The organism is Paeniglutamicibacter cryotolerans, assembly GCF_014190875.1.
Lineage (GTDB): Bacteria > Actinomycetota > Actinomycetes > Actinomycetales > Micrococcaceae > Paeniglutamicibacter > Paeniglutamicibacter cryotolerans.
In genome coordinates this window covers 2,087,579-2,106,997 of the sequence record NZ_JACHVS010000001.1, presented here as the reverse complement: position 1 = coordinate 2,106,997, position 19,419 = coordinate 2,087,579, and the positions used below count along the sequence as shown (strand labels likewise).

19 protein-coding genes are annotated in these 19,419 nt (G+C 66.1%); 5 read left to right on the top strand and 14 right to left on the bottom strand.

Going from position 1 to position 19,419, the window contains the following annotated elements; genetic code table 11:
• Nucleotides 1-14 precede the first annotated feature (14 nt).
• The gene (locus tag E9229_RS09755; RefSeq protein ID WP_312855656.1) at nt 15-797 is read left to right on the top strand and encodes an IclR family transcriptional regulator domain-containing protein; all 783 of its coding nucleotides are present in this window, start codon (nt 15-17) and stop codon (nt 795-797) included.
• A gap of 535 nt (nt 798-1,332) precedes the next feature.
• On the opposite strand, the gene E9229_RS09750 is transcribed toward E9229_RS09755, so the two are convergent.
• From E9229_RS09750 to E9229_RS09730, 5 genes are all read right to left on the bottom strand, one after another.
• Nucleotides 1,333-2,262 carry an IS982 family transposase gene (locus E9229_RS09750; RefSeq protein ID WP_183509723.1) on the bottom strand — a complete coding sequence of 310 codons (930 nt, stop codon included), beginning with the start codon at nt 2,260-2,262 and terminating at the stop codon, nt 1,333-1,335.
• 85 nt (nt 2,263-2,347) lie between these two features.
• Nucleotides 2,348-3,163, bottom strand: coding sequence for an aldolase/citrate lyase family protein (locus E9229_RS09745; RefSeq protein WP_183511008.1), 816 nt, complete (start codon nt 3,161-3,163; stop codon nt 2,348-2,350).
• Entirely contained in the window at nt 3,148-3,933 is a 786-nt protein-coding gene (hpaH, locus tag E9229_RS09740) for a 2-oxo-hept-4-ene-1,7-dioate hydratase (protein WP_183511007.1), read from the bottom strand. The genes E9229_RS09745 and hpaH overlap by 16 nt, the downstream gene beginning before the upstream one ends.
• A 106-nt stretch (nt 3,934-4,039) precedes the next feature.
• Nucleotides 4,040-4,834 carry a copper homeostasis protein CutC gene (locus tag E9229_RS09735; RefSeq protein ID WP_183511006.1) on the bottom strand — a complete coding sequence of 265 codons (795 nt, stop codon included), beginning with the start codon at nt 4,832-4,834 and terminating at the stop codon, nt 4,040-4,042.
• Between the two features lie 36 nt (nt 4,835-4,870).
• Nucleotides 4,871-5,368, bottom strand: coding sequence for a DUF6328 family protein (locus E9229_RS09730; RefSeq protein ID WP_183511005.1), 498 nt, complete (start codon nt 5,366-5,368; stop codon nt 4,871-4,873).
• Between the two features lie 122 nt (nt 5,369-5,490).
• On the opposite strand from E9229_RS09730, the gene E9229_RS09725 reads away from it, so the two are divergent.
• The gene (locus tag E9229_RS09725; RefSeq protein ID WP_246380452.1) at nt 5,491-6,723 is read left to right on the top strand and encodes a MalY/PatB family protein; all 1,233 of its coding nucleotides are present in this window, start codon (nt 5,491-5,493) and stop codon (nt 6,721-6,723) included.
• A gap of 6 nt (nt 6,724-6,729) precedes the next feature.
• Here E9229_RS09725 and E9229_RS09720 read toward each other — a convergent pair whose 3' ends face one another.
• Nucleotides 6,730-7,353 (bottom strand): CE1759 family FMN reductase, encoded by a 624-nt coding sequence (locus E9229_RS09720; RefSeq protein ID WP_183511003.1) that lies wholly within the window; start codon nt 7,351-7,353, stop codon nt 6,730-6,732.
• A gap of 205 nt (nt 7,354-7,558) precedes the next feature.
• Here E9229_RS09720 and E9229_RS09715 point away from each other — a divergent pair, with 205 nt between their 5' ends.
• Nucleotides 7,559-8,386: a hypothetical protein gene (locus E9229_RS09715; protein WP_183511002.1), complete on the top strand. Its 828-nt coding sequence runs from the start codon at nt 7,559-7,561 to the stop codon at nt 8,384-8,386.
• Between the two features lie 120 nt (nt 8,387-8,506).
• Nucleotides 8,507-10,213 carry an IS1634 family transposase gene (locus E9229_RS09710; protein WP_183511802.1) on the top strand — a complete coding sequence of 569 codons (1,707 nt, stop codon included), beginning with the start codon at nt 8,507-8,509 and terminating at the stop codon, nt 10,211-10,213.
• 80 nt (nt 10,214-10,293) lie between these two features.
• Here E9229_RS09710 and E9229_RS09705 read toward each other — a convergent pair whose 3' ends face one another.
• The 8 genes from E9229_RS09705 to E9229_RS09670 form a co-directional block, all read right to left on the bottom strand.
• Complete coding sequence (locus tag E9229_RS09705; RefSeq protein ID WP_183511000.1) at nt 10,294-11,535, bottom strand: ABC transporter ATP-binding protein; 1,242 nt, start codon at nt 11,533-11,535, stop codon at nt 10,294-10,296.
• A gap of 35 nt (nt 11,536-11,570) precedes the next feature.
• Nucleotides 11,571-12,413, bottom strand: a complete 843-nt coding sequence (locus E9229_RS09700) for a carbohydrate ABC transporter permease (protein ID WP_246380451.1) — start codon at nt 12,411-12,413, stop codon at nt 11,571-11,573.
• Complete coding sequence (locus tag E9229_RS09695) at nt 12,413-13,366, bottom strand: carbohydrate ABC transporter permease (RefSeq protein ID WP_183510999.1); 954 nt, start codon at nt 13,364-13,366, stop codon at nt 12,413-12,415. Before E9229_RS09695 ends, E9229_RS09700 begins: the two co-directional genes overlap by 1 nt.
• Complete coding sequence (locus E9229_RS09690; protein ID WP_183511988.1) at nt 13,363-14,676, bottom strand: extracellular solute-binding protein; 1,314 nt, start codon at nt 14,674-14,676, stop codon at nt 13,363-13,365. Before E9229_RS09690 ends, E9229_RS09695 begins: the two co-directional genes overlap by 4 nt.
• Nucleotides 14,677-14,800: 124 nt before the next feature.
• Complete coding sequence (locus E9229_RS09685) at nt 14,801-15,448, bottom strand: Pr6Pr family membrane protein (RefSeq protein ID WP_246380449.1); 648 nt, start codon at nt 15,446-15,448, stop codon at nt 14,801-14,803.
• 59 nt (nt 15,449-15,507) lie between these two features.
• Nucleotides 15,508-16,161, bottom strand: coding sequence for a response regulator (locus E9229_RS09680; RefSeq protein ID WP_183510997.1), 654 nt, complete (start codon nt 16,159-16,161; stop codon nt 15,508-15,510).
• Entirely contained in the window at nt 16,151-18,094 is a 1,944-nt protein-coding gene (locus E9229_RS09675) for a sensor histidine kinase (protein ID WP_183510996.1), read from the bottom strand. The genes E9229_RS09680 and E9229_RS09675 overlap by 11 nt, the downstream gene beginning before the upstream one ends.
• Nucleotides 18,091-18,675: a hypothetical protein gene (locus E9229_RS09670; RefSeq protein WP_183510995.1), complete on the bottom strand. Its 585-nt coding sequence runs from the start codon at nt 18,673-18,675 to the stop codon at nt 18,091-18,093. The genes E9229_RS09675 and E9229_RS09670 overlap by 4 nt, the downstream gene beginning before the upstream one ends.
• A 181-nt stretch (nt 18,676-18,856) precedes the next feature.
• Between E9229_RS09670 and E9229_RS09665 the strand changes: the two genes are divergently transcribed.
• A complete protein-coding gene (locus E9229_RS09665) occupies nt 18,857-19,417 on the top strand; it encodes a Dps family protein (protein WP_183510994.1) in 561 nt (186 codons plus the stop codon).
• Nucleotides 19,418-19,419 lie beyond the last annotated feature (2 nt).

Below are 19,419 nucleotides of genomic sequence, written 5' to 3'. Positions count from 1 at the left end.
GCAGGCTCCGATCCGTGGCTGAAGACCTTCCCGACTACTTCGTGAAATCGGCTGAGAAGACCCTGTCGGTGCTGCTGGCCTTCACTCCCGAACGGCCATCGCTCACCGTCACCCAGGCCGCCACGGCCGTCGGCGTCACCCGGGCCAGCGCCCGCCGGTTCCTGCTGACCCTCGCCGACCTGGGCTACCTGCGGGTCCAGGGGAACAGCTTCGTGCAGACTCCCCGCGTCCTTGACCTGGGTGCCTCGTACCTTTCCGGCCTGTCGCTGACCAAGGTCGCCGCCCCGCACCTGCGGGATCTGGCCCTGCGCCTGGATGAAACGACGACGTTGAGCACCCTCGACGGGCAGGATGTCTTGTATGTGGCGCGGGTTCCGGCCCCGCGACTGCAGTCTGTCACGGTGAACATCGGTAACCGGCTGCCGGCCTGGGCCACGTCCATGGGCCGGGTGCTGCTGGCAGAACTTCCCGATGCCGTTTTGGAGGAACGCCTCGAGCACACCCGGCTGCATAGCTTCACCGCCAAGACGGTGACCTCGATCGAACAGCTGCGGTCCGAGCTGAACCGGGTACGCGAGCAGGGATGGTCCCTGGTAGCCCAGGAACTGGACGAGGGACTGCGCGGTGTGGCGGTTCCGGTGCGCCGCGGCATCGAAGTTCTCGGCGCCCTGAACGTTTCGGTGCAGGCCCACCGCAGCGATCAGGCCACGATCCATGAAGAGATCATTCCGCAGATGCTGCTTGCGGCACAGGCGATAGCCGATGACTTCGGCGGCAGGCTCGACGCAGGCAGGTAGCGCGGCGTACCGGGGCCGCTTCCCCAAGAAGCGGCCCCGGACGCTGCCCCGCTAAGCGAGACTGGCGCGCAAGCCCCAAACAACAGCGCGCAGTGCATTCACGGTGCCGAGCCTGCTTCCCCCGGAAGCTGCTGCCGGCTCAAGGCAGCCCCCTGAACCTCTTCAGGATAGTGCCTGGTAACCGCCGGCAACAGGGGTTAACTGAACATCATTCATTTTTGCGCCCGAAGTGAGGACACCGACGTCGGCGAATCGATCCACCACGAGCCCTCCCTGGTCCGGGTCCGCATCCCAGTGGCTTCATCCAAAGGGTGAGAATCAACCCTTTTGTAATTGTCATGGGATCCGCTTGCAGCTAACGGCCATTGAATCGATTCCAAAAAAGCCACTGCCGGAATGCACTGCCCTGGTCTGCAATGAGCACTTGGGGCACATGTCATTGCGTGAAGTAATTCGTTGTGGCTGAAGCCTCAGGGGACGGCAAGGGGCGGCACCCACCTTGAACGTGGAGGCCGCCCCGCGGACCGGTGAAACCCTAGATGATTGATTCCAAGGGTTCATGGTCATAGGCGGTCAGCGACCGCAGTGGATGGGAACCGGTGTTCAGGTTGTGCCAGATGGCCACGGTCAGCGCGAGGATGCGTTGCAGGACCCGCACGGTGACCCCGGCGATGGTCCTCCCGCCATGGGCCTCCAGGTCCAGCTGGCCCTTGAGGGTGTCGTTGATTGACTCGATGACCTGACGCAGTGGCTTGAGCAGACTCTTTCCGGGACGGGGTTTCTCACCTTGACGGGTCGGACGGACCAGGGTGATCCCGGCCTCGGAGAGGTCCTGCTCGAAGGCCTTCCCGTAGTAGTTCTTGTCCGCGATGATGATCTGTCCCGGCTCCACCGGGGTGGGCAGGTTTTCCAGGATGCCCAGCAGGGTCTCACGCTCATCGGCCTTCGCCCCGGTCAGCGCGTAGCCGACCGGCAGTCCGGTCGGGGTGCACAGCAGGTGCAGGCGCAGCCCCCAGAACCACCGTGAATGCGAGGCGCAGTACCCGTATTCGGCCCAGCCGGCCAGTTCGGAGCGGTGGGCCGTGGTGTGGGAGCGCCCGCATTCCACAGGGGTGGAATCGGCGAGCCACAGCTCATCGGACCAGAGCCCGGTGGTGTGGGCCAGGTGTTCGTTGAGAGCCTGCAGGGTCCCGCCCAGCTTCCGCAGCCGTTTGTTGTATCCGGGTTGTTGGGGCAGGTCCGGGAACCATCGGCGCAGGTCGTTATGGGATTGGCGGAGCCAGCGGCGTTCGGAGGTGAAGCCGAGCAGGGCCTGGAGGACCGCGATGGTGACCAGTTCGGCGTCGCTGATCCGGGGCCCGAAGCCGATGGCCGGACGCCACGGGAGCAGGTGCGGATTGGCCTTCAGAAAGTCGTCCGCGCAGGCGTACAGTGCTGTTGCAAGGGTGTCCAGATCGGGAGCCATCGGAACTCTCCAGGTTCGAATGTTGGGTATTACATCTCGATTCTGGACACCCTTGCCCGCGCTGTCACCCCTTGGAATCAATCATCTAGTAGCTGGCGGGCTTCCCCGGCATGGCCGTTTCCGTTGGCACGAACTTGGCTGCCAGCGACTCGGAGCCGCGGGCCAGCAGCGCCACATCCGCACCGACACCGACGAAGTCGGCACCCAGCTCGATGTAGCGGCGGGCCGGGCCCTCGGCAAAAGCGTTGACACCAACGTGGATGCCGGCGGCCTTGGCCGCAGCGATCGACTTCTCGACGGCCGCAACCACCTCCGGATGGTCCTGTTCTCCGATGACGCCCATGGAGGCGGCAAGATCGGAGGGACCGATGAAGATGCCGTGCACCCCCTCAGTCGCCACGATGGCCTCGACGTTGGCAACCGCCTCGGCCGATTCGATCTGCACAATCAGCGTGATCGATTCGGAGGCGCGGGTCAGATAGTTCGGAATGCGGTTCCAGCGGGCCGAGCGGGCCAGCGCCGAACCGACGCCGCGCACGCCCAGTGGCGGGTAGTTCACCGCGGAGACCGCGGCCGCGGCATCCTGCGCCGTATTGACCATCGGCACGATCAGCGATTGCACACCCAGGTCCAGGAACTGCTTGATCAGCACCACGTCGTTGACCGCCGGTCGGACCACGGGCACCACCGGATAGCCGCGGACCGCCTGCAGCTGGGCGAGCACCGATTCAAGTCCGTTGGGCGAATGCTCGGCGTCGATGAACAACCAGTCGAAGCCTGCACCGGCGCAAATCTCGGCGACCAGCGGGGAACCGGAGCAGACCCAGATACCGGCCAGCGAGCGGTCGGACGCTTCGAGGGCGTCGCGGAACGACGGATCGGGATCTACACGAAACGACATGCCACGGTTCCCATCGGCCCGTAGTCGGCCAGGACGGTATCGCCCTTGTCGACCCACATCGGGCGGGTGAAGGAGCCGGCGAGGATGATTTCCCCGGCCTTGAGCACGTCGCCGTGCGCGGCGATCTTGTTCGCCAGCCAGTACACGCCGGCCGCCGGGTGGTTCAGCACGCCGGCGGCGACGCCGGTTTCCTCGACGATCTGGTTCTTGTAGAGGATGCCCGAGACCCAGCGCAGGTCGATGGCGTCGGGCTTCATCGGGTTGCCGCCGATGACCATGGCGCCCATGGCCGCGTTGTCGCTGATGGTGTCGACGATGGTGCGGCCCTCCATCTCGATGCGCGAATCGAGGATCTCCAGCGCGGGAACCACGTATTCGGTGGCGCGCAGCACGTCGAAGATGTTCGCGTTGGGCCCGGAGACGTCTTCCTTCAGCACGAAGGCGAGTTCCATTTCGATACGCGGGTGCGTGTAGCGGTCCCATTCGACGGTGCAGCCGCCATCGAGCACCATGTCATCGAAGATGATCCCGTAGTCAGGTTCCGTGATGCCGGTGGCCATCTGCATGGCGCGGGAGGTCAGCCCGATCTTGCGGCCGGCCAGGACGCGGCCGTTGGCCTCGCTTCGGCGGCGCCACAGGTCCTGGACGCGGTAGGAATCCTCGACGGTCATGTCGGGGAAGCGGGCCGTGAGCCGCTTCACCGGTACACGGTCCTGTCCCGCGCGGACGAGTTCGTCGGCAATCTGGGTGATGGTCTCATCGTTGAGCATTCGGGTGCTAGCCTCCCGGGTCGATCCAAAGGGTGGAGGGCGGTGTGAGTGCGGCCCGGACCTTGACGATCCGGTTTCGGCATTCCGCCCGGGCCATCGTATCCGCTTACGTGGCCCGACTCACATCCGAGTCCGAAATCGTACTCGCATCCGGATTCGCTGCTCGCCCCGGGGCCACGAGGGCGGCCGCTGCCGCGGCCACCAGCTCGGGCGAGGTGGCATCGTAGGCGCTCTCACCGCCACCGGGGCCGCTGGCCCCGGTGCTGACGGAGGTGCGCGCCGAGAGGTGGATGCCATCGAGCCGCAGCAGGGCCGGGATGTCCTCGAGCCGGACACCGCCACCGGCCTGGATCTGCAGGCGCCCGTCGGCCGCCTCATGCATCAGGTGCAGAACACCGATCCCGCGCCCGGCGGTTGATGCCCCGCCGGAGCTGAGCACCCGGTCGACGCCCAGGCCGATCAGCTGCCCGACGAGCTGCGCGGGATCGGCCCCGGCCCCCAACAGCACGTCCACGCAGCGGTGCACCGTGATCTCGGTATCCGCCGCCGTCTCGCGGGCCGCCGCGATCAGCGTGGACAGCACGGAGGAATCCAGCCCGGCATCCCCCGCGCAGACCGCCCCGATGACCACCCCGCGCGCACCGGCGGCGACGGCACGGCGGATATCGATGAGCATGGCCTCGGTTTCCAGGGGCGAATAGCTGAAGCCGCCGCCGCGCGGGCGGATCAGCGGGTGCACGCCGATGCCCTCGGCCACGCAGGCTTCGATCAGCCCCTGGCTCGGGGTCAGCCCACCCAGGCCCAGGCCCTGGCACAATTCGACGCGGTCGGCGCCGTGTTCCCTGGCGATGCGGGCACCGGCGGTGTCTTGGACGGCAATTTCAAGGCGGGGAGAGGTCATGGTTCCTTCAACGGGTCAGGTGCGTGTGGCGCGCGGCTACGGGCCGAGCTTATCGTCGTCCTGTGGCGCCACGGAGGACATCGGTTTGATGATTCGAGGCAGCAGGAGAAGCAGGAACACGACGAGGCCGACCACCACCACGCCGATCCCGGCGGCCCAGATCCAGCCCAGCAGGAACTGGACGATGAATACCACGCATGCGCTGATCAGCAGGCCGACACCGAGCAGCGCGAGCTTCACTATCCGGTGTCCCTGGTGCACCGTGGTGACCTTGACCCGTTGGCCGAACAAGTACCGGTGGACGGCGACCGGGGTCAGGATCAGGGCACTGAGCAGCACCGAGAAGACCAGCAGCGCCAGGTAGAAGTCCCGCTGGAAGGCATCGAGTTCACTGAACCGGGCCTGGAACGGCAGCGTGATCAGGAAAGCGGTGAGGATCTGCGCCCCGGTCTGCATGACCCGCAGTTCCTGCATGAGATCGGCCCAGTTGCGGTCCAGCCGCTCTTCGATGCTCTCGTTACGCCCAGTCGACATGCCCTGCTCCTCCCACCCCTCCCTCGTCGCGGTTCGCTGCCCAATCTACCCGATCGGCCCCTGGCCGGGAGGATGGGCCCCGCCGGATAAGACCCCCTTCTGCCACGGGGACGGCAAAGCCTATGCTGGTTCCCATGGATGCCCACCCCTTTGACCGGATCACCGTCGATGAGCTGCGCCGCGGCGGTTCGCTGAAGTGGACCGGCCAGCAGGAGGCCCTCGGTGCATGGATAGCGGAAATGGACTTCGGCACTGCCCCCGGGGTCCTGGAAGCCGCGGCGCAGACCATCGCCTCCGGCCTGGTCGGATACGCCCCTGCCTACCTGGTCTCTTCGCTGCAGGAGGCCACCGCCGATTGGCTCGACGCCCGCTTCGGGTGGCGGCTGGACCCTGCGCAGATCCGTCCGTTGTCCAACGTCGGCGCCGCCTTCGACGCAGCCATCATGCACTTCTCCCCCGCACACCGGCCCGATGCCCCCGTCGTGCTGCTCACCCCGGCCTACATGCCCTTCATCGATACCCCCGCCCGCTTCGGCCGCCGCAGCATCCAGGTTCCGATGCTGCGCACCGGGATCGGCTGGGAGCTGGACTGGGCGGGGTTGGAGTCCGCGCTTTCCGGCGGGGCCCTGCTGGTGCTGGTGAACCCGCACAACCCGATCGGCAAGGTCTACACGCGAGCCGAACTGCTGCGGATCTCCCGTCTGGTCGAGCACACCGGATCGCGCGTCTTCGCCGACGAGATCCATGCCCCGCTGGTGTACGGCGGATACGAACACCATCCCTATGCCGCGATCAGCGATACGGCGGCCGGGCACAGCATCACTGGAATCTCTGCCAGCAAGGCCTTCAACATCCCGGGGCTCAAATGCGCCCAGCTGGTCTTGACCAACGATGCCGACCGGACCCTGTGGGCGCGGGTCGGCATCGTTCCCGAGCACGGTGCGGCGACCCCCGGTCTGGCCGGAACGGCGGCCGCCTACGATGGCGGCCAGGCCTGGCTCGGGAAGGTCCTCGGCTATCTGGAGGGAAACCGGGACCTGCTCGGCGGGCTCGTGGCCGAGCACCTGCCCCGGGTCCGCTACCTCGCACCGCAGGGTACCTACCTGGCCTGGCTCGACGTGTCGGAACTGGGCCTCGGCCCGGATCCCGTGCGGTTCTTCAGGCAGCAGGCCCAGCTGGCCCTGACCGATGGCGCACTGTGCGGGCAGGCCGGACGCGGATTCGTGCGGCTGAACTTCGCCACGCCGCGGCCGGTGCTGGCCGGGATGCTGCACCGGATGGGCGCCTCCATCGACGGACCCGACCAGTTCGACGAGGACGACCCCGAGTACTCCGGGGCCAGCCCCTCGTTTTAGCTGTGGCTAGGCTCCCGGCCGGATGTTTGCCAGCAGCTGCTCGAAGGGCAGCGAGGTCATCGGCTCTTCCCGCCTGCGCGTGGGCGCCGCGCCTTCGATGGCGGCGGCCAGCTCCGCGCCGGCCCGGGCTGCGCGCTCAGCCAGGTGCCCGCCCCCGGTGTCCGATCCCCAGTCCTCGGGCGCGGCGAAGACGCCCGTGGGCATGATCGCGGCCCGCAGGTAGGAGAAGATCGGGCGCATCACGAACTCGAGCACCATCGAGTGCCGCGCACTGCCGCCGGTCGCCGCCATGACCACCGGCATGCCCTCGAGCGCCTGGGGATCAAGCACGTCGAGGAAGGACTTAAGCAATCCGCTGACCGAGGCGGTGAACACCGGGCTGACAATGACCAGGCCGTCGGCTCCGGTGACGGTGTCGATCATCTCGGCCAGTCGCGGGGAGGCATAGCGCGTGAGCATGTTGTTGGTGATGTCCACCGCGAAGTCGCGCAGCTCGATGGTTCCCACGCCCGCTCCGATGCCGCGTTCGGCCAGCGCCGCGCGGGCCGCCTCACCGATCTGGTCGCCCAGCATCCTACTGGTGGACGGAACGCCGAGGCCTCCGGAGACGACGACGATGGACTGGGTCATGATGGATTCCTGACACTCGAAAATAAATGCGTTTGCATATGAAACGGACACGGAATCGAATTCATTCCCGGGCGCATGCCGGCCGGTGGCCGATACTGCGCCTCCCCGCGAGTGGCGGCATTGACTTCCCCCTAGCCCCGGCCCAGAATTCCCTGACCGGGTACCACCAGCTGGCGGCCGGCACCACCGAACAGGGGGAACGGCCATGCAGCTTCGCATCTTGGGCAGGGGATTATTCGTTGCTGGCGCTGTGGCGACCAGCAGCCTGGCGATGCTCGTTCCCGGAGCGTCCGCCAGCGCCGCCACCACGCCAGCCACCCCTGAAGTGCCGGGCAGCGCGCCGAACGCCATCCTGCCCGTCGTCTTCCTCGGTGCTTCGATGATCGTGATCGCCGCCGCGTTGTACTTCGCCCTGCGCTACCACAAGCTCCTCATTGATTTCATGGGCAGCGCCCTGAAGCAGGGCACGACCTACGCTGCGGAACCCGTGGCGGCGACTCCCCGTGAGTTGATGCCGGGGCACGCCGATGATCCAGTCCCCCGGATCATCGGCGCGAGCGCCTGTACCCCCGGCCAGGAAATGGTATTCACCATCAGCCCGCCGATCCGGGATTCCACGGGTGACCCGCAGCAGGTCACCTGGTCGGTCGATGACAAGGAGGTCGCCGGTTTCAGCGAGGGCTACCTCAAATACACCTTCAAGAAATCCGGCACGTCGGTGGTCCAGGCCGAGGCCGATGGAGCCGCCATCGCACCGTTCGCAGTTCACGTCGAACCCGTCAAATCGGCCCGCCCCTCGCTCCCCTTCGCCATCGAAAATTGGGGCCGCATGGTGGTCCTGCTATTCGGGCTCGGCATCGTCGGAGCGCTCATGGCCATCAGCGTGCTGAGCACCGATGCGGGCGCCGGCCTGCTCGGGGCGATGCTTGGCCTCGGTGCAGCATCGGCGGGCTCCGGCGGCGGCAAGGAGAGGGAGAAGGACGGTAGGGCGCCCGACGCCGACGCCGACGCCGGGACGGGCGAGAGGCCCTAGCGGGAGTTTCCTAGCTATTTCGTTTTCGAAGGCCCCGACAAGAAATAAACCGCGGAATCAGCGGCGTGTCGGGGCCTTCCATCTGCCGAAATATGTATGACCTAAAGTATGATTTATGACATGGCGCTCTACAAGAAAACGATCAACGGCAACGTGTACTGGTACCTGCGTGAGATGGCGCGGGTGGACGGGAAGCCGAAGATGGTTTCCGAGCGGTACCTGGGAAGCGCCAAGGACATCGAAAAGCTCCTGGACGCCAAGGAAGCCGCAACCGTGCCAGAGAAAACGCGGCACCTGGGCTTCGGGGATTCCGCCGCGGTCTGGGGCATCCTGCAACGCCTGGACATCGCCGGGATTATCGACGAGGCCGTTGGCCCACGCCGCACGGACGCAGGTGCCTCGGTAGGCACCTACCTGTCCCTGGCGGCGCTGAACCGGGTCGTGGCACCCACCTCCAAGGCCGGCTTCAGTGATTGGTGGAAAACCACCGCGGCGGACCGCTTCACCAAGATCCCCGCGTCCGTGCTGGACCACCGGCGCTTCTGGGACGCCATGCACAAGGTCACCCTGGAACAGCTCGCGGTGATCGAGGAACGCATCGCATTGGCGATGATCACCGAATTCAACCTGGACATCTCCGCCCTGGCCCTGGACATGACCAACTTCGCCACCTACATCGACTCCACCAACGAGAAAGCGCCGATCGCCCAACGCGGCAAGGCCAAACAGAAACGCAACGACCTGCGCCTGGTCGGCCTGGGACTGGTCATCACCCGCGACGGCGGCATCCCGCTGCTCGCCCACGCCTACCCGGGAAACAAACCCGACGTCACCCAATTCCCGCTCATGATCGACGCGCTCGGAGCGCGGCACCGCAAGCTCGCCGAAACCGCCGGGATCTCCGGTAACCCGGAAGTCACCGTGGTGTTCGACGCCGGACAGAACTCGGCCTCCAACTTCACCCGCGTCACCGACACCGACCTCGCCTTCGTCGGCTCCATCCCACCCTCCCAGGTCACGGACCTGCTCAAGATACCGGCCAAGGACCGCGTGATCATGGAGGAGGAACGCTTCGAGGGGCTCAGCGCAGTGGAGTCCCGTAGGGATGTCTACGGGACCGAGCGCCGGGTGATCCTCACCCACTCACCGACACTGCACCAAAAGCAGGCCGCAGGCTTTGCCCAAACCCTGGCCAAGGCCCAGGCAAAGCTCGCGGACCTCGCCGAGACACTGGCCCGCGGAAAGGCCCGCCGCACCACCGGAGAGCTGGCCGAGCACATCAAATCGATCACTCGCGACTCCTGGCTCCAGCGCGTCCTGCTCTGCGAGGTCACCGGCACCACACCGGCCACCCACAGGCTCTCCGTCAGCGTCAACGAGACCGCACGCAAGGAGCTGGAAGACGAGGTGTTCGGGAAAAGGATCCTGGTCACCACCCACGAGAACTGGCCGGTGGCCGAGGTGGTCGACGCCTACCGGTCCCAATCGGACGCGGAATTCGGGTTCCGGCAGCTCAAGGACCCCCACGTGGTCTCGTTCTCACCCATGAACCACTGGACCGAACACAACATCCGCATCCACACCTTCACCTGCGTCCTGGCCCTGCAGATCGCCCACCTCATGCGCCGCGACGTCGAACAGGCCGGCGAACACCACTCCGTACGAGAACTGCTCGAACGACTGGCCAGCATCGGCGAAACCGTGATGATCTACCCCTCCACCGGAGGCCGCCCCAAGGCCCGGCGCATGCTCACCGAAGAAATCGACACCCACGCCAACCTTGCCGAAATCTTCAACCTCGCCAAGCTGGCCCCGAAGAAAAGTTAGGTCATACATTTCCGGTCACTAAAAACCGACACTGACTAGGTGTGACATGACTATCGGAGTGATTAGCTAGGAAACTCCCGCTAGCCCTGCCGGGCGCGGGCCAGCTCCTCGGCCCTGTCGCTGGCTGCCGCGGCGGTCAACTCGGCCCCGGCTGCCGCATCACGGGTGAGGTTCTCCCCGGTCGACGGATCGAAGAGGTGGATCCGCCGGGTGTCCAGCCACAGCAGCACATCCCGTCCTCCCCTGATCCGGCTTGCGGCATCCAACGTCACCACGAGCTGCGGCTTGAGCTCCTCGGCATCCAGGTCCCGGGCCAACCCCGCGAGCAGGGACCGGACCTCGGCGGTCGCTTCAAAGGGCAGGTAGCCGTACTGCTCGTTGCCCAGCCATTCGGTGTGGGTCAACCGCGCGGTGAACGTCGACCCGTGGCCACGCACCTGATCCTGAACCAGCTCCGCATCCTCGAAGGACTCCGGCCGCACGCCCATCAACACCACCGGTTTCCCCGATGCTGCGGCAGCCTTCTCCGCCGGGATCTCTAGGTCGCCGAACGGGGTCCGCAGCGTGGTCCCCTGCACCGTGGCAGGCAGGAAGTTCATCGACGGGGATCCGATGAACCCGGCCACAAACAGGTTCAGCGGCTGTTCGTAGAGTTCACGTGGAGAGGCCAGCTGCTGAAGGACCCCACGTTTGAGCACGGCCACCCGGTCCCCCAAGGTCATGGCCTCGGTCTGGTCGTGGGTCACGTACACGCTGGTGGTGCCCAGTCGACGCTGGAGCTGCAGGATCTCGGATCGCATCTGCCCGCGCAGCTTCGCATCCAAGTTGGAGAGCGGCTCATCAAAGAGGAACGCCTCGGCCCGGCGCACAATGGCCCGGCCCATGGCCACCCGTTGGCGCTGTCCCCCGGAGAGGTTTGCCGGCTTGCGGTCCAGGTGCTCGGTGAGCTCAAGCATCGACGCGGCTTCGGTGACCCGGGACCTGATCTCGGACTTCGTGGCCTTCGCCTTGCCCAGACGCAGCGGAAAAGCGATGTTCTCGAAGACGCTCAGGTGCGGGTACAGCGCGTAGTTCTGGAACACCATCGCCAGGTTCCGCTCCCGCGGCGCCGCATCGTTCATGCGCCTGCCACCGATGCTCAGCTCGCCGCTGGTGATGTCCTCCAGCCCGACGATCATGCGCAGCAGGGTGGATTTGCCGCAGCCCGAGGGGCCGACCAGGATCACGAATTCGCCGTCGGCTATCTCGATGCTCACGTCGTTGACCGCGGGGAACCCGTCGTCGTACTTCTTGACCAGGTTCTTCAGCGTGATCGATGCCATGGGTTTCCGCTCCTTGGATGACGCCTCGCAGGGCCTCAGCCCTTGACGGCGCCCTGGGTCAGTCCCGAAACGATCTGCCGCTGGAAAGCCAGCACCAGGACCACCACGGGAAGGGTGACGATGATGGCCGCCGCGGAAATCGCGCCGGTTGGTGATTCGAATTGGGATGCCCCGGTGAAGAACGCCAGCGCCGCGGGGACAGTGCGTGCACTCTCGGTGGAGGTCAGCGCGATGCCGTAGACGAAGTCGTTCCAGGCAATGAAGAACGCGATGATGGCCGTGGTGAAGACCCCGGGTGCTGCCAGCGGGACGATCGCCTTGCTGAAGGCCTGCCAGGGCGTCGCCCCATCGACCTGGGCCGCCTGCTCCAGCTCCCAGGGGATCTGCCGGAAAAACGCTGCCAAGGTCCAGATGGAAATCGGCAGCGTCAGCGAAAGGTAGGGAATGATCAGCCCGAGCCAGGTGTCGTAGAGGCCGATCGAGCGCCAGATATTAAACAGCGGTGTCACGATGGAGATCACCGGGAAAACGGACACGGCCAAGGCGGTAGTCAGGATCAGCTTCTTGCCGCGGAACTCCAGCCGGGCAATGGCGTACGCGGCCAGCGTCGCCAGAACCACGGCGATGCACGTCGCGATCACCGCGATGCCGATCGAATTGCGCAACGCCGTGAGGAAGAGCCCCTGGGCGTCACCGATCAGGATCTGCTCGTAGTTCAGCGTGGAGAATTCGCGGGGCAGGAACGTGCCGTTGGCCAGGTCGCTGGGCGCCTTGAAGCTGGTGGCCAGGATCGAGGCCACCGGGAACAACGCGTAGATCACCACCGCCACCGTGATGATGATCCACGTGGCTTTTTCCCGGGCCGTTGAGATCGCCATTATTTTCCCCCCCGGGTCCCGGCCAGATCTATCTTGAACGCCTTGATGGAAATGAAGCAGATCAGCAGCACGCACAGGAACAGCAGCACCGAAATGGCCGAGCCGAGCCCGATCTCCAGCCGCCCGATCGAGGTGCGGTAGGCCAGCAGCGAGAGCACCTCGGTTCCATAGGCTCCGTTGGTCATGATGAAGACGTTGTCGAAGATCCGAAACGCGTCAAGGGCCCGGAACAACACGGCGACCATGATCGCCGCCTTCATGTTCGGCAGCACGACCCGGGCCATCCGCTCGGACCAGGTGGCCCCGTCGACCTCCGCTGCTTCTTCGAGCTCGGTGGGAACCTGGGCCAGCCCGGCCAGCAGCAGCAGCGAAATAAACGGCGTGGTCTTCCAGATCTCCGAGGCGATGACCACGAACAACGAACCCCACGTCCCGGCGAACCAGTTGGTTTCCGGCCCGATGCCCGGCACCCAGTCGAACCAGCTGTTGACGAACCCGGAGGAGATATCGAACATGTAGAACCAAGAGAACGCCGAAACCACGGTGATGATGCCGTACGGGATGAGAATTGCCGTGCGCACCAGTCCCCGCACCGACTTCAGCCCCCGCTGCATCACCAAGGCCAGTGCGAAGCCCAGCAGCAGCTCCACGGCGACGGTGACCACGGTGATCAGCAGCGTCACGCCGAGCGACTGCCAGAACAACGGATCGCCCAGGATGTTCACGTAGTTGGCGGCCCCGGCAAAGGACTTGTCCGCGGGGGCCGTGAGCCGGAAATGGAAGAGCGAATCCCAGCCGGCCTGCAGGATCGGGTACAGGGTCACGGCCAGCATGACGACGAAGGCCGGACCGGCCAGCCACCACCCCAACCGGGCCTCGGCGCGGACGCGTTCGCTGCGCACCGGCTGGGCAGCCCTTCCTGCGGAGGAGCGCCGCCGCGTATCCACGCTCATAACAACCGCTCCCCGTGCAGGACCTGCAGGATGAATTCACCGGTGAGCCGCGGAGTGGTCGCCGGGTCGACGTCCCCGGGCGGGGCCCAATACCGTTGCAGCGCCGTGGAGACCTCCGAATAATAGGGTGTTTGCGGCCGGGGCGCCGACGTTTCCAGCGAGTCGCGGATCAGCGGGGCCATGGGGAACTGCTCGGCCACCCTCGGATCCTCGTAGGCGGTGGAGTCTGCCGGAGGGTTGCCGTTGCCCAGGAAGTATTCGGTCTGGTTCTGCGGTGACACGATGCACTCGATGGCCCGGTACACGAGGTCGGGGTGCTTGCTGGCCGAACCGACCCCCAGGTCGATCCCGCCCAGGGGCGGGGCCGACGGGGTGCCGGCCACCGTTTGCGGGTACGGCGCCCAGCCGATGTCATCGGGCAGGGATTCGTTCAGGTTCCCGGCCTTCACGGCGGCGTTCATCGCGGGCCAGACAAACGGCCAGTTCACCATGAAGGAACCCTTCGCGCCCTGGAACAGCAGCATTGATTCGTTCTCGGACGCGGTGGGAAGCCCCGGCCCGCCCAGTGCCTGCCGGCCGATGCGCGAGACGATCCGCGCGGCCTCGGTCCCCGCCGGCGAATCCAGTCCGAGCGACAGGTCCCGGGGCTTGGCCTCGGGGTTCGCCAGGATCTCGCCGCCGGCACCCTTGATGAGGGCATTGACCCAAACGGTCATCGATTCACCGCGTTTGCCCTGGACCCCCAGGTATTTATCCTGGGACTGCGCGGCATCCATGAGCTGTTCCCAACTGACCGGCTGGGACATGTCCAACCCGGCTTTCCTGGCCACCGACTTGCGGTACCAGAGCAATTGGGTATTCGCCCAGAAAGGGATGGCGACCAGTTCACCCTTCCAACTGGCCCCGGCCTTGGCTCCCGCCAGCGAATGGGCAGTGGTGCGCGCGGCAATATCGGAGGGAACGGGGGCGAGGAATCCGGGTTCGGCGAATTCGGGAATGAACGGCGGGTCCAGGCTCATGATGTCCATGGAGGTGTCCGATGCGGCAAGGCGCCGCGCCAGCTGTTCGCGTTGGGCATCGGCGCTGGTGGGCAGCCCCGAGGTCCGGATCCGGTAGGCTCCCTGGGCTGCTTGCGTGCATTGAGCCGCGAGCACCGCCTGCCCACCGTCGTCACTCGTGGTGTACCAGGTCAACACCGGGGTGGAGTCGGCCGGAACGCAGCCGGAAGCCACCAGGGACAACACCACCGGCCCCAGGATCACCGCCACGGCCCGGCGGGCTGCGGCCCCCCTCCCCCGGGCCTTGAGCATCATTCTCGACATCGCCCTGTCGGGAGCGTCGTGGCGCGAAAATGGCCGGCCCTTTTCAGCCGTTTGCTGCGCGTGTTGAATCGAGCTCGTGGTGTGGGTGCGCAGGAAACCGGGACGTGTCGCTTCAGCCAATGCGCAAGCGCCTCGAAGTGCGCAGGACCAGCGCCCCGACCGCCCAGATCATCACCGCGATGAGCAGGACGTAGAAGGCCACGGAGAAATAGCCGTTGGCCGAGGCCGCTGGGTTCAGGAACGGGTACGGATACCAGTGAGATCCGGTGCGCGGATCCAGCACGAGCGCGCCGCGTATCAGCGTGTATCCGGCCCAGATCACCGGGAACGCGACGATGGGCCACAGCATGCCCGGCTCCAGCCGGCGCTTACCCGGGGCAATCAGCCAGTCCAGCACCACCAGCAGCGGACCCGCCAGGTGAAGGACCTCGTTGGACCAGGCAACGGTGGCACCCTGGGGCAGCTCGATCCCGCGCAGCAAGAGGTTGTAGACGATCCCGGTGGTGGCCATGTAGGTCACCGCGATGGCCCGCAGCAGCGTGAACCCCTTGGGTTCGGGTCCGCGGCGCATCATCATGAAGAAGCCGATGCCCAGCACCAACGCTGCAAAGACGTTGGATTCGATGGTGAAGAAGCTGAAGAAGTTCAGCGACACGAAGCTGGTCTCCCCCGTCCCCGCGGCCTCGTTCTCCTGGGTCCGGCGCCACTGCGCCAACACTGCCGCAGCAATGCCCAGCGCCCCGGCAGCGCGAAGGATCATGCTCAGGGCCCGCATCCGCGCCACCGTTCTGTCGTCTGATCAGTCTCTTGGTGATTACCCTAATTCATCTCGCGGCCCAGGCCAGCCGCCTTGGCCACCTCGATGACTTCGGCACGGGTAGCCACGCCAAGCTTGCGCGGGATCACGGCCAAGTGGTTGCGCACCGACTTAATGCTCAAGCCAAGCCGCCTGGCAATCCGCTCCACCGGCAGCCCTGCCGCCAGCAGGTCGGCAACCTCGCGTTCGCGGGCACTGAGCTGCGCCAATGGCGCCTGCCACGGACCGGTTTGCTGGCGTCCGGTCACCGCTGCGGCGACGTCGGGGCCCAGGAGCAGTTGTCCGCGGGCCGCTGCCCGGATGGCCTGGAGCAGTTCGTCCTGCTCCGCCCCTTTGAGCACATATCCGCTGGCTCCCTCGCTCAGGGCCAGGAGCACCGATGGCCCGGGTTCGACCATGGTAAGCATGAGGATGGCCGTATCCGGAGCCGCACGACGTATCCGGGGCAACATCTCCAGCCCAGTCTCCCCTGGCATCCGGATATCCAACAACAGCACGTCCGGATGGGTTTCCACGACCCGACGCAGCGCTTGTCCACCGTCGGCAGCCTCGGCGCAGACCTCCATGTCGGGCACCGACGCCAAAAGCGCCCAAAGTCCGCGGCGAAACAACGTATGGTCATCGGCTATTGCCACACGCAGCGGGTCAGGGCTCATGAACCGGCCTCGGCAATGGAAATTCGGCGCGGATCAGGGTTCCATGCGGTCCTGATTCCAGCTTGAACACCCCTCCCAGGTCCAACGCCCGTTGACGCATCGAGGCCAACCCCAGTCCGGGAGTCACTGTGGTTGGATCAAAACCGGGGCCCTGATCGGTGATTTCCAGCAGCAGGACACCACCGTCGGGCCCCGGCCGGACGTGTGCACGCACGGTACAGGTTCCGGTGCCCACGTGCCGGCGGTGGTTTTCGGTGGCCTCGGCCGCCAGGAGGTACGCTGCGGTCTCCACCGCCGCAGGCAGCGGACGTGGCAGTGTGCCGAGGTCGATGAGCGTGCCTGGCCCGGAGCGGGTCCCGGCTGCCAGCGATTGAAGTGCCGTACCGAGTCCGCCGTCGTGCAGCACTGCCGGACGCAGGCCACGGACTATGTGGCGGATCCTGCCGATCAGCGAGCGCAGCTGTTCCTGCGTGGCGTCAAGTAGTTCGAGCGCCATCCGTCCCCGAGCATCAGCTAGTGCCCCGACGAGGTTTCCGGCTGCCTGCAGGTTCAGCACGGCCGCGCCCAAAGCCGGGCCGAGCTCGTCATGCAGGTCGTGGCGCAGGCGCCGACGTTCGTCCTCGACCACGCGCAGGCGTTCGGCCCGGACCTGTCCCACTATCCGGGTGGCCCTTGCCAGATGCGCCCGGGTACGCACCGTATCGGCTACCGGAGCAAAGACCGGCAAGGCCAAGGCCCGGGCCCGTGTGGCCGGCTCGCCCAGCAGCGTTCCGTCGGGGTTGGCGCTCAGGGAGCTTAGGCCCAGGCCCCGGCACACCACATCCAGGCAGTGTTCCAGGGACTCCTGCGCCGTGGCTGTCGGTGGAAACCCACTGATCCGTCCCAGCAGCTGGGCAATGAATTCCTCGGTGGAAGCAGCCCGCCCGTAGACCAATCTGGCTACCAGTGGCCGTAACCAGCGGAAGGCCGGGTGCAGGAAGGCGGCAACAGCCGCCATCGAGGCCATGACCCAGATCCCGGGAACCGGCCCGTGCCCGCTGGCCATCTGCGCCCAGAGGGCCAGCCCGAAGGCCAGCACCAGGCTCAGCGACAGCCCGGCCGAGGTGAAGACTGCTGCCAGCACCCCGGATCTGTCCTCCCAAGATTCCCGCAGCACGCTGGCCGCGATGGCCAGGGCGAGCAGCGAGAACGAGGCGAAAAGCGCGAACTGTGCCAACAGGTCAGCAAGCGAGCCCGGCGCTGTCGCCCCCTGAACGAGACCGGTAAGGAGAAGGAAGAACACGGCAAGTGCCATGGCTCCCCACAGCAGTCCACGTCCCGGGAGCCTATCGGCACCGCGGCGCCGGAAGCGCACTAAACCGGCACTGACCAGTCCAAACAGGACTGCCAGCCACCCCGCAGCCGTAACAGCGGGAAGCCATCCGGGTGCTTGAGGTCCAGCGGTGGCTAGGGCCAGCCCTCCAGCTTGGGCGAACAACGCCGCCAGCGCTACCCAGCCGGAAGCCGAGCGGAAGACCCCCACCCCGGGAAGGCGCAGGAGCATGAACAACAGCAGGGTCAGGGATGTCGCCTCGGCCAGTCCCGAGGCCCAGGACTTGCCGGTCGCCACTACGAGGAACGGTTCAAGCGTCTGCCCGAAGGTCAGAGCCATCAGCGAGAGCACAATGCAGGCCAGTGCATGCCCGTGGTGGTTCAACACGCATGCCGCCATCAATGTGGTGCACGCGAAGATGAGCACCATGGTGATGCCCAGTCCGACGTAGCTGGCCGCATGCAGCACTGGGCCGGACCCATCGTTGCGGCCCATGAGCACCAGCTGAAGCCAGCGCTCATGGGCCAGTGGCAGGGCAACGAACAGTAGCACTGCTGCCAGGACCGCGGCTCCGTAACCCGCCGTCCTTGACCACGCCGCTGCCCCCGGGCGATTGCTCATGGCGCGATCGTAGCAACAACCCCGGCCCGCCGCTGCCTCGAGGTCAGTTGCCGGGTCATGACGACCCAGATCCCGGCCATCAGCAGCGAATTCAGTGGCAGCAGGAACAAGACCGGCAGCTGCAGCGCCAGCAACATACCGGTGGTCCGGGTCCAGATCCTCGCCCGGGCACCAATGACCGCCGTCGCCGCCAGGCCAACCAGCGAACCGGATGCCGTGAGCAGGAACAATTCCACCGGTGGTTCAACTGCATTGACCAGCACCGCCACCATGGTGGCACCGGCCCCGGCAAAGGCCGCAACACAGACCCCACACGTGATCCGGGCTCCCGGGCCCAGCCGGTCCGCTCCGGCCATCAGGACCAGGCCCAGAAAGCAGGATCCGGCCAGGAACGCGGCCCCCACAAGCCCCTCCGAGAGGCGCCCCGGACCCGTGGAATGCTCCCCCATCGCCGCTGGATGCAGTAGCGCCAGGACCATGTTTGCTGCCAGCAGGAAGGCGGCCGAATACCCGGCAAGGCCGGCGTTCCTCCGGGTGCGCTCGGGTAAGGCCAGTGGCGTTGCGTACTTCGTGGTGGCCATTTCATCCTCCGGGTGATTGCTGTGGGGCACCGCGTTCCGGTACCTGCGGACCTTCAGCATGCCCGTGTCACGGTCCCGGAATCCCGGGAACTTTTCCCGGCACCTGTGGACATGACCGCGTATCGGCGTAGCGTGGGCAGCGGGCCACCGGGCGTCGGCGGCGGGGTCAAGGAGGTTCATCATGGTTGAAAACAACGACACCGAAGCGAGCTACACGGTACCCGGGGTCACACTCAGCGCCGGGCAGAAGGCCGGGAATATCCTCCAGCTTCGCCTGCACTCGCTCAACGACCTGCAGCTGACACTCAAGCACGTGCATTGGAACGTAGTGGGCCGTGACTTCATCGGGGTGTATGAGATGCTCGACCCCCAGATCGACGAGGTCAGACTCATGGTCGATGCGCTGGCCGAGCGCATGGCCACGCTCGGGGTCTCACCCAACGGGCTCCCCGGGGACCTTGTGGCCCGGCGGACCTGGGACGACTACTCGATCAACCGCGCTGCCACCGCCGAGCACCTTGCAGCGCTGGATCTGGTGTATTCAGGCGTGGTGACATCCATGCGCTCGGCCATGGCGGAAATCGGCGCATTGGATCCCATCACCGAGGACCTGTTGATGGGCCAGATCGCCGCCCTTGAGCAGTTCCAGTGGTTCATTCGCGCCCACCTGGAATCCGATGCCGGAACCCTGGCGAATGCCGGGGAACACACCGAAGTGGGTGCAGCTCAGAAACTGCGATGAGC

What these genes read in the sequence shown, in the direction of transcription:
- E9229_RS09700 (WP_246380451.1), bottom strand. Translation starts at nt 12,413, where the DNA reads ATGGCGATCTCAACGGCCCGGGAAAAAGCCACGTGGATCATCATCACG.
- E9229_RS09705 (WP_183511000.1), bottom strand. Translation starts at nt 11,535, where the DNA reads ATGGCATCGATCACGCTGAAGAACCTGGTCAAGAAGTACGACGACGGG.
- E9229_RS09665 (WP_183510994.1), top strand. Translation starts at nt 18,857, where the DNA reads ATGGTTGAAAACAACGACACCGAAGCGAGCTACACGGTACCCGGGGTC.
- E9229_RS09730 (WP_183511005.1), bottom strand. Translation starts at nt 5,368, where the DNA reads ATGTCGACTGGGCGTAACGAGAGCATCGAAGAGCGGCTGGACCGCAAC.
- E9229_RS09680 (WP_183510997.1), bottom strand. Translation starts at nt 16,161, where the DNA reads ATGAGCCCTGACCCGCTGCGTGTGGCAATAGCCGATGACCATACGTTG.
- E9229_RS09715 (WP_183511002.1), top strand. Translation starts at nt 7,559, where the DNA reads ATGCAGCTTCGCATCTTGGGCAGGGGATTATTCGTTGCTGGCGCTGTG.
- E9229_RS09710 (WP_183511802.1), top strand. Translation starts at nt 8,507, where the DNA reads ATGGCGCTCTACAAGAAAACGATCAACGGCAACGTGTACTGGTACCTG.
- E9229_RS09745 (WP_183511008.1), bottom strand. Translation starts at nt 3,163, where the DNA reads ATGTCGTTTCGTGTAGATCCCGATCCGTCGTTCCGCGACGCCCTCGAA.
- hpaH (WP_183511007.1), bottom strand. Translation starts at nt 3,933, where the DNA reads ATGCTCAACGATGAGACCATCACCCAGATTGCCGACGAACTCGTCCGC.
- E9229_RS09720 (WP_183511003.1), bottom strand. Translation starts at nt 7,353, where the DNA reads ATGACCCAGTCCATCGTCGTCGTCTCCGGAGGCCTCGGCGTTCCGTCC.
- E9229_RS09750 (WP_183509723.1), bottom strand. Translation starts at nt 2,262, where the DNA reads ATGGCTCCCGATCTGGACACCCTTGCAACAGCACTGTACGCCTGCGCG.
- E9229_RS09725 (WP_246380452.1), top strand. Translation starts at nt 5,491, where the DNA reads ATGCTGGTTCCCATGGATGCCCACCCCTTTGACCGGATCACCGTCGAT.
- E9229_RS09675 (WP_183510996.1), bottom strand. Translation starts at nt 18,094, where the DNA reads ATGAGCAATCGCCCGGGGGCAGCGGCGTGGTCAAGGACGGCGGGTTAC.
- E9229_RS09690 (WP_183511988.1), bottom strand. Translation starts at nt 14,676, where the DNA reads ATGCTCAAGGCCCGGGGGAGGGGGGCCGCAGCCCGCCGGGCCGTGGCG.
- E9229_RS09695 (WP_183510999.1), bottom strand. Translation starts at nt 13,366, where the DNA reads ATGAGCGTGGATACGCGGCGGCGCTCCTCCGCAGGAAGGGCTGCCCAG.
- E9229_RS09735 (WP_183511006.1), bottom strand. Translation starts at nt 4,834, where the DNA reads ATGACCTCTCCCCGCCTTGAAATTGCCGTCCAAGACACCGCCGGTGCC.
- E9229_RS09685 (WP_246380449.1), bottom strand. Translation starts at nt 15,448, where the DNA reads ATGATCCTTCGCGCTGCCGGGGCGCTGGGCATTGCTGCGGCAGTGTTG.
- E9229_RS09670 (WP_183510995.1), bottom strand. Translation starts at nt 18,675, where the DNA reads ATGGCCACCACGAAGTACGCAACGCCACTGGCCTTACCCGAGCGCACC.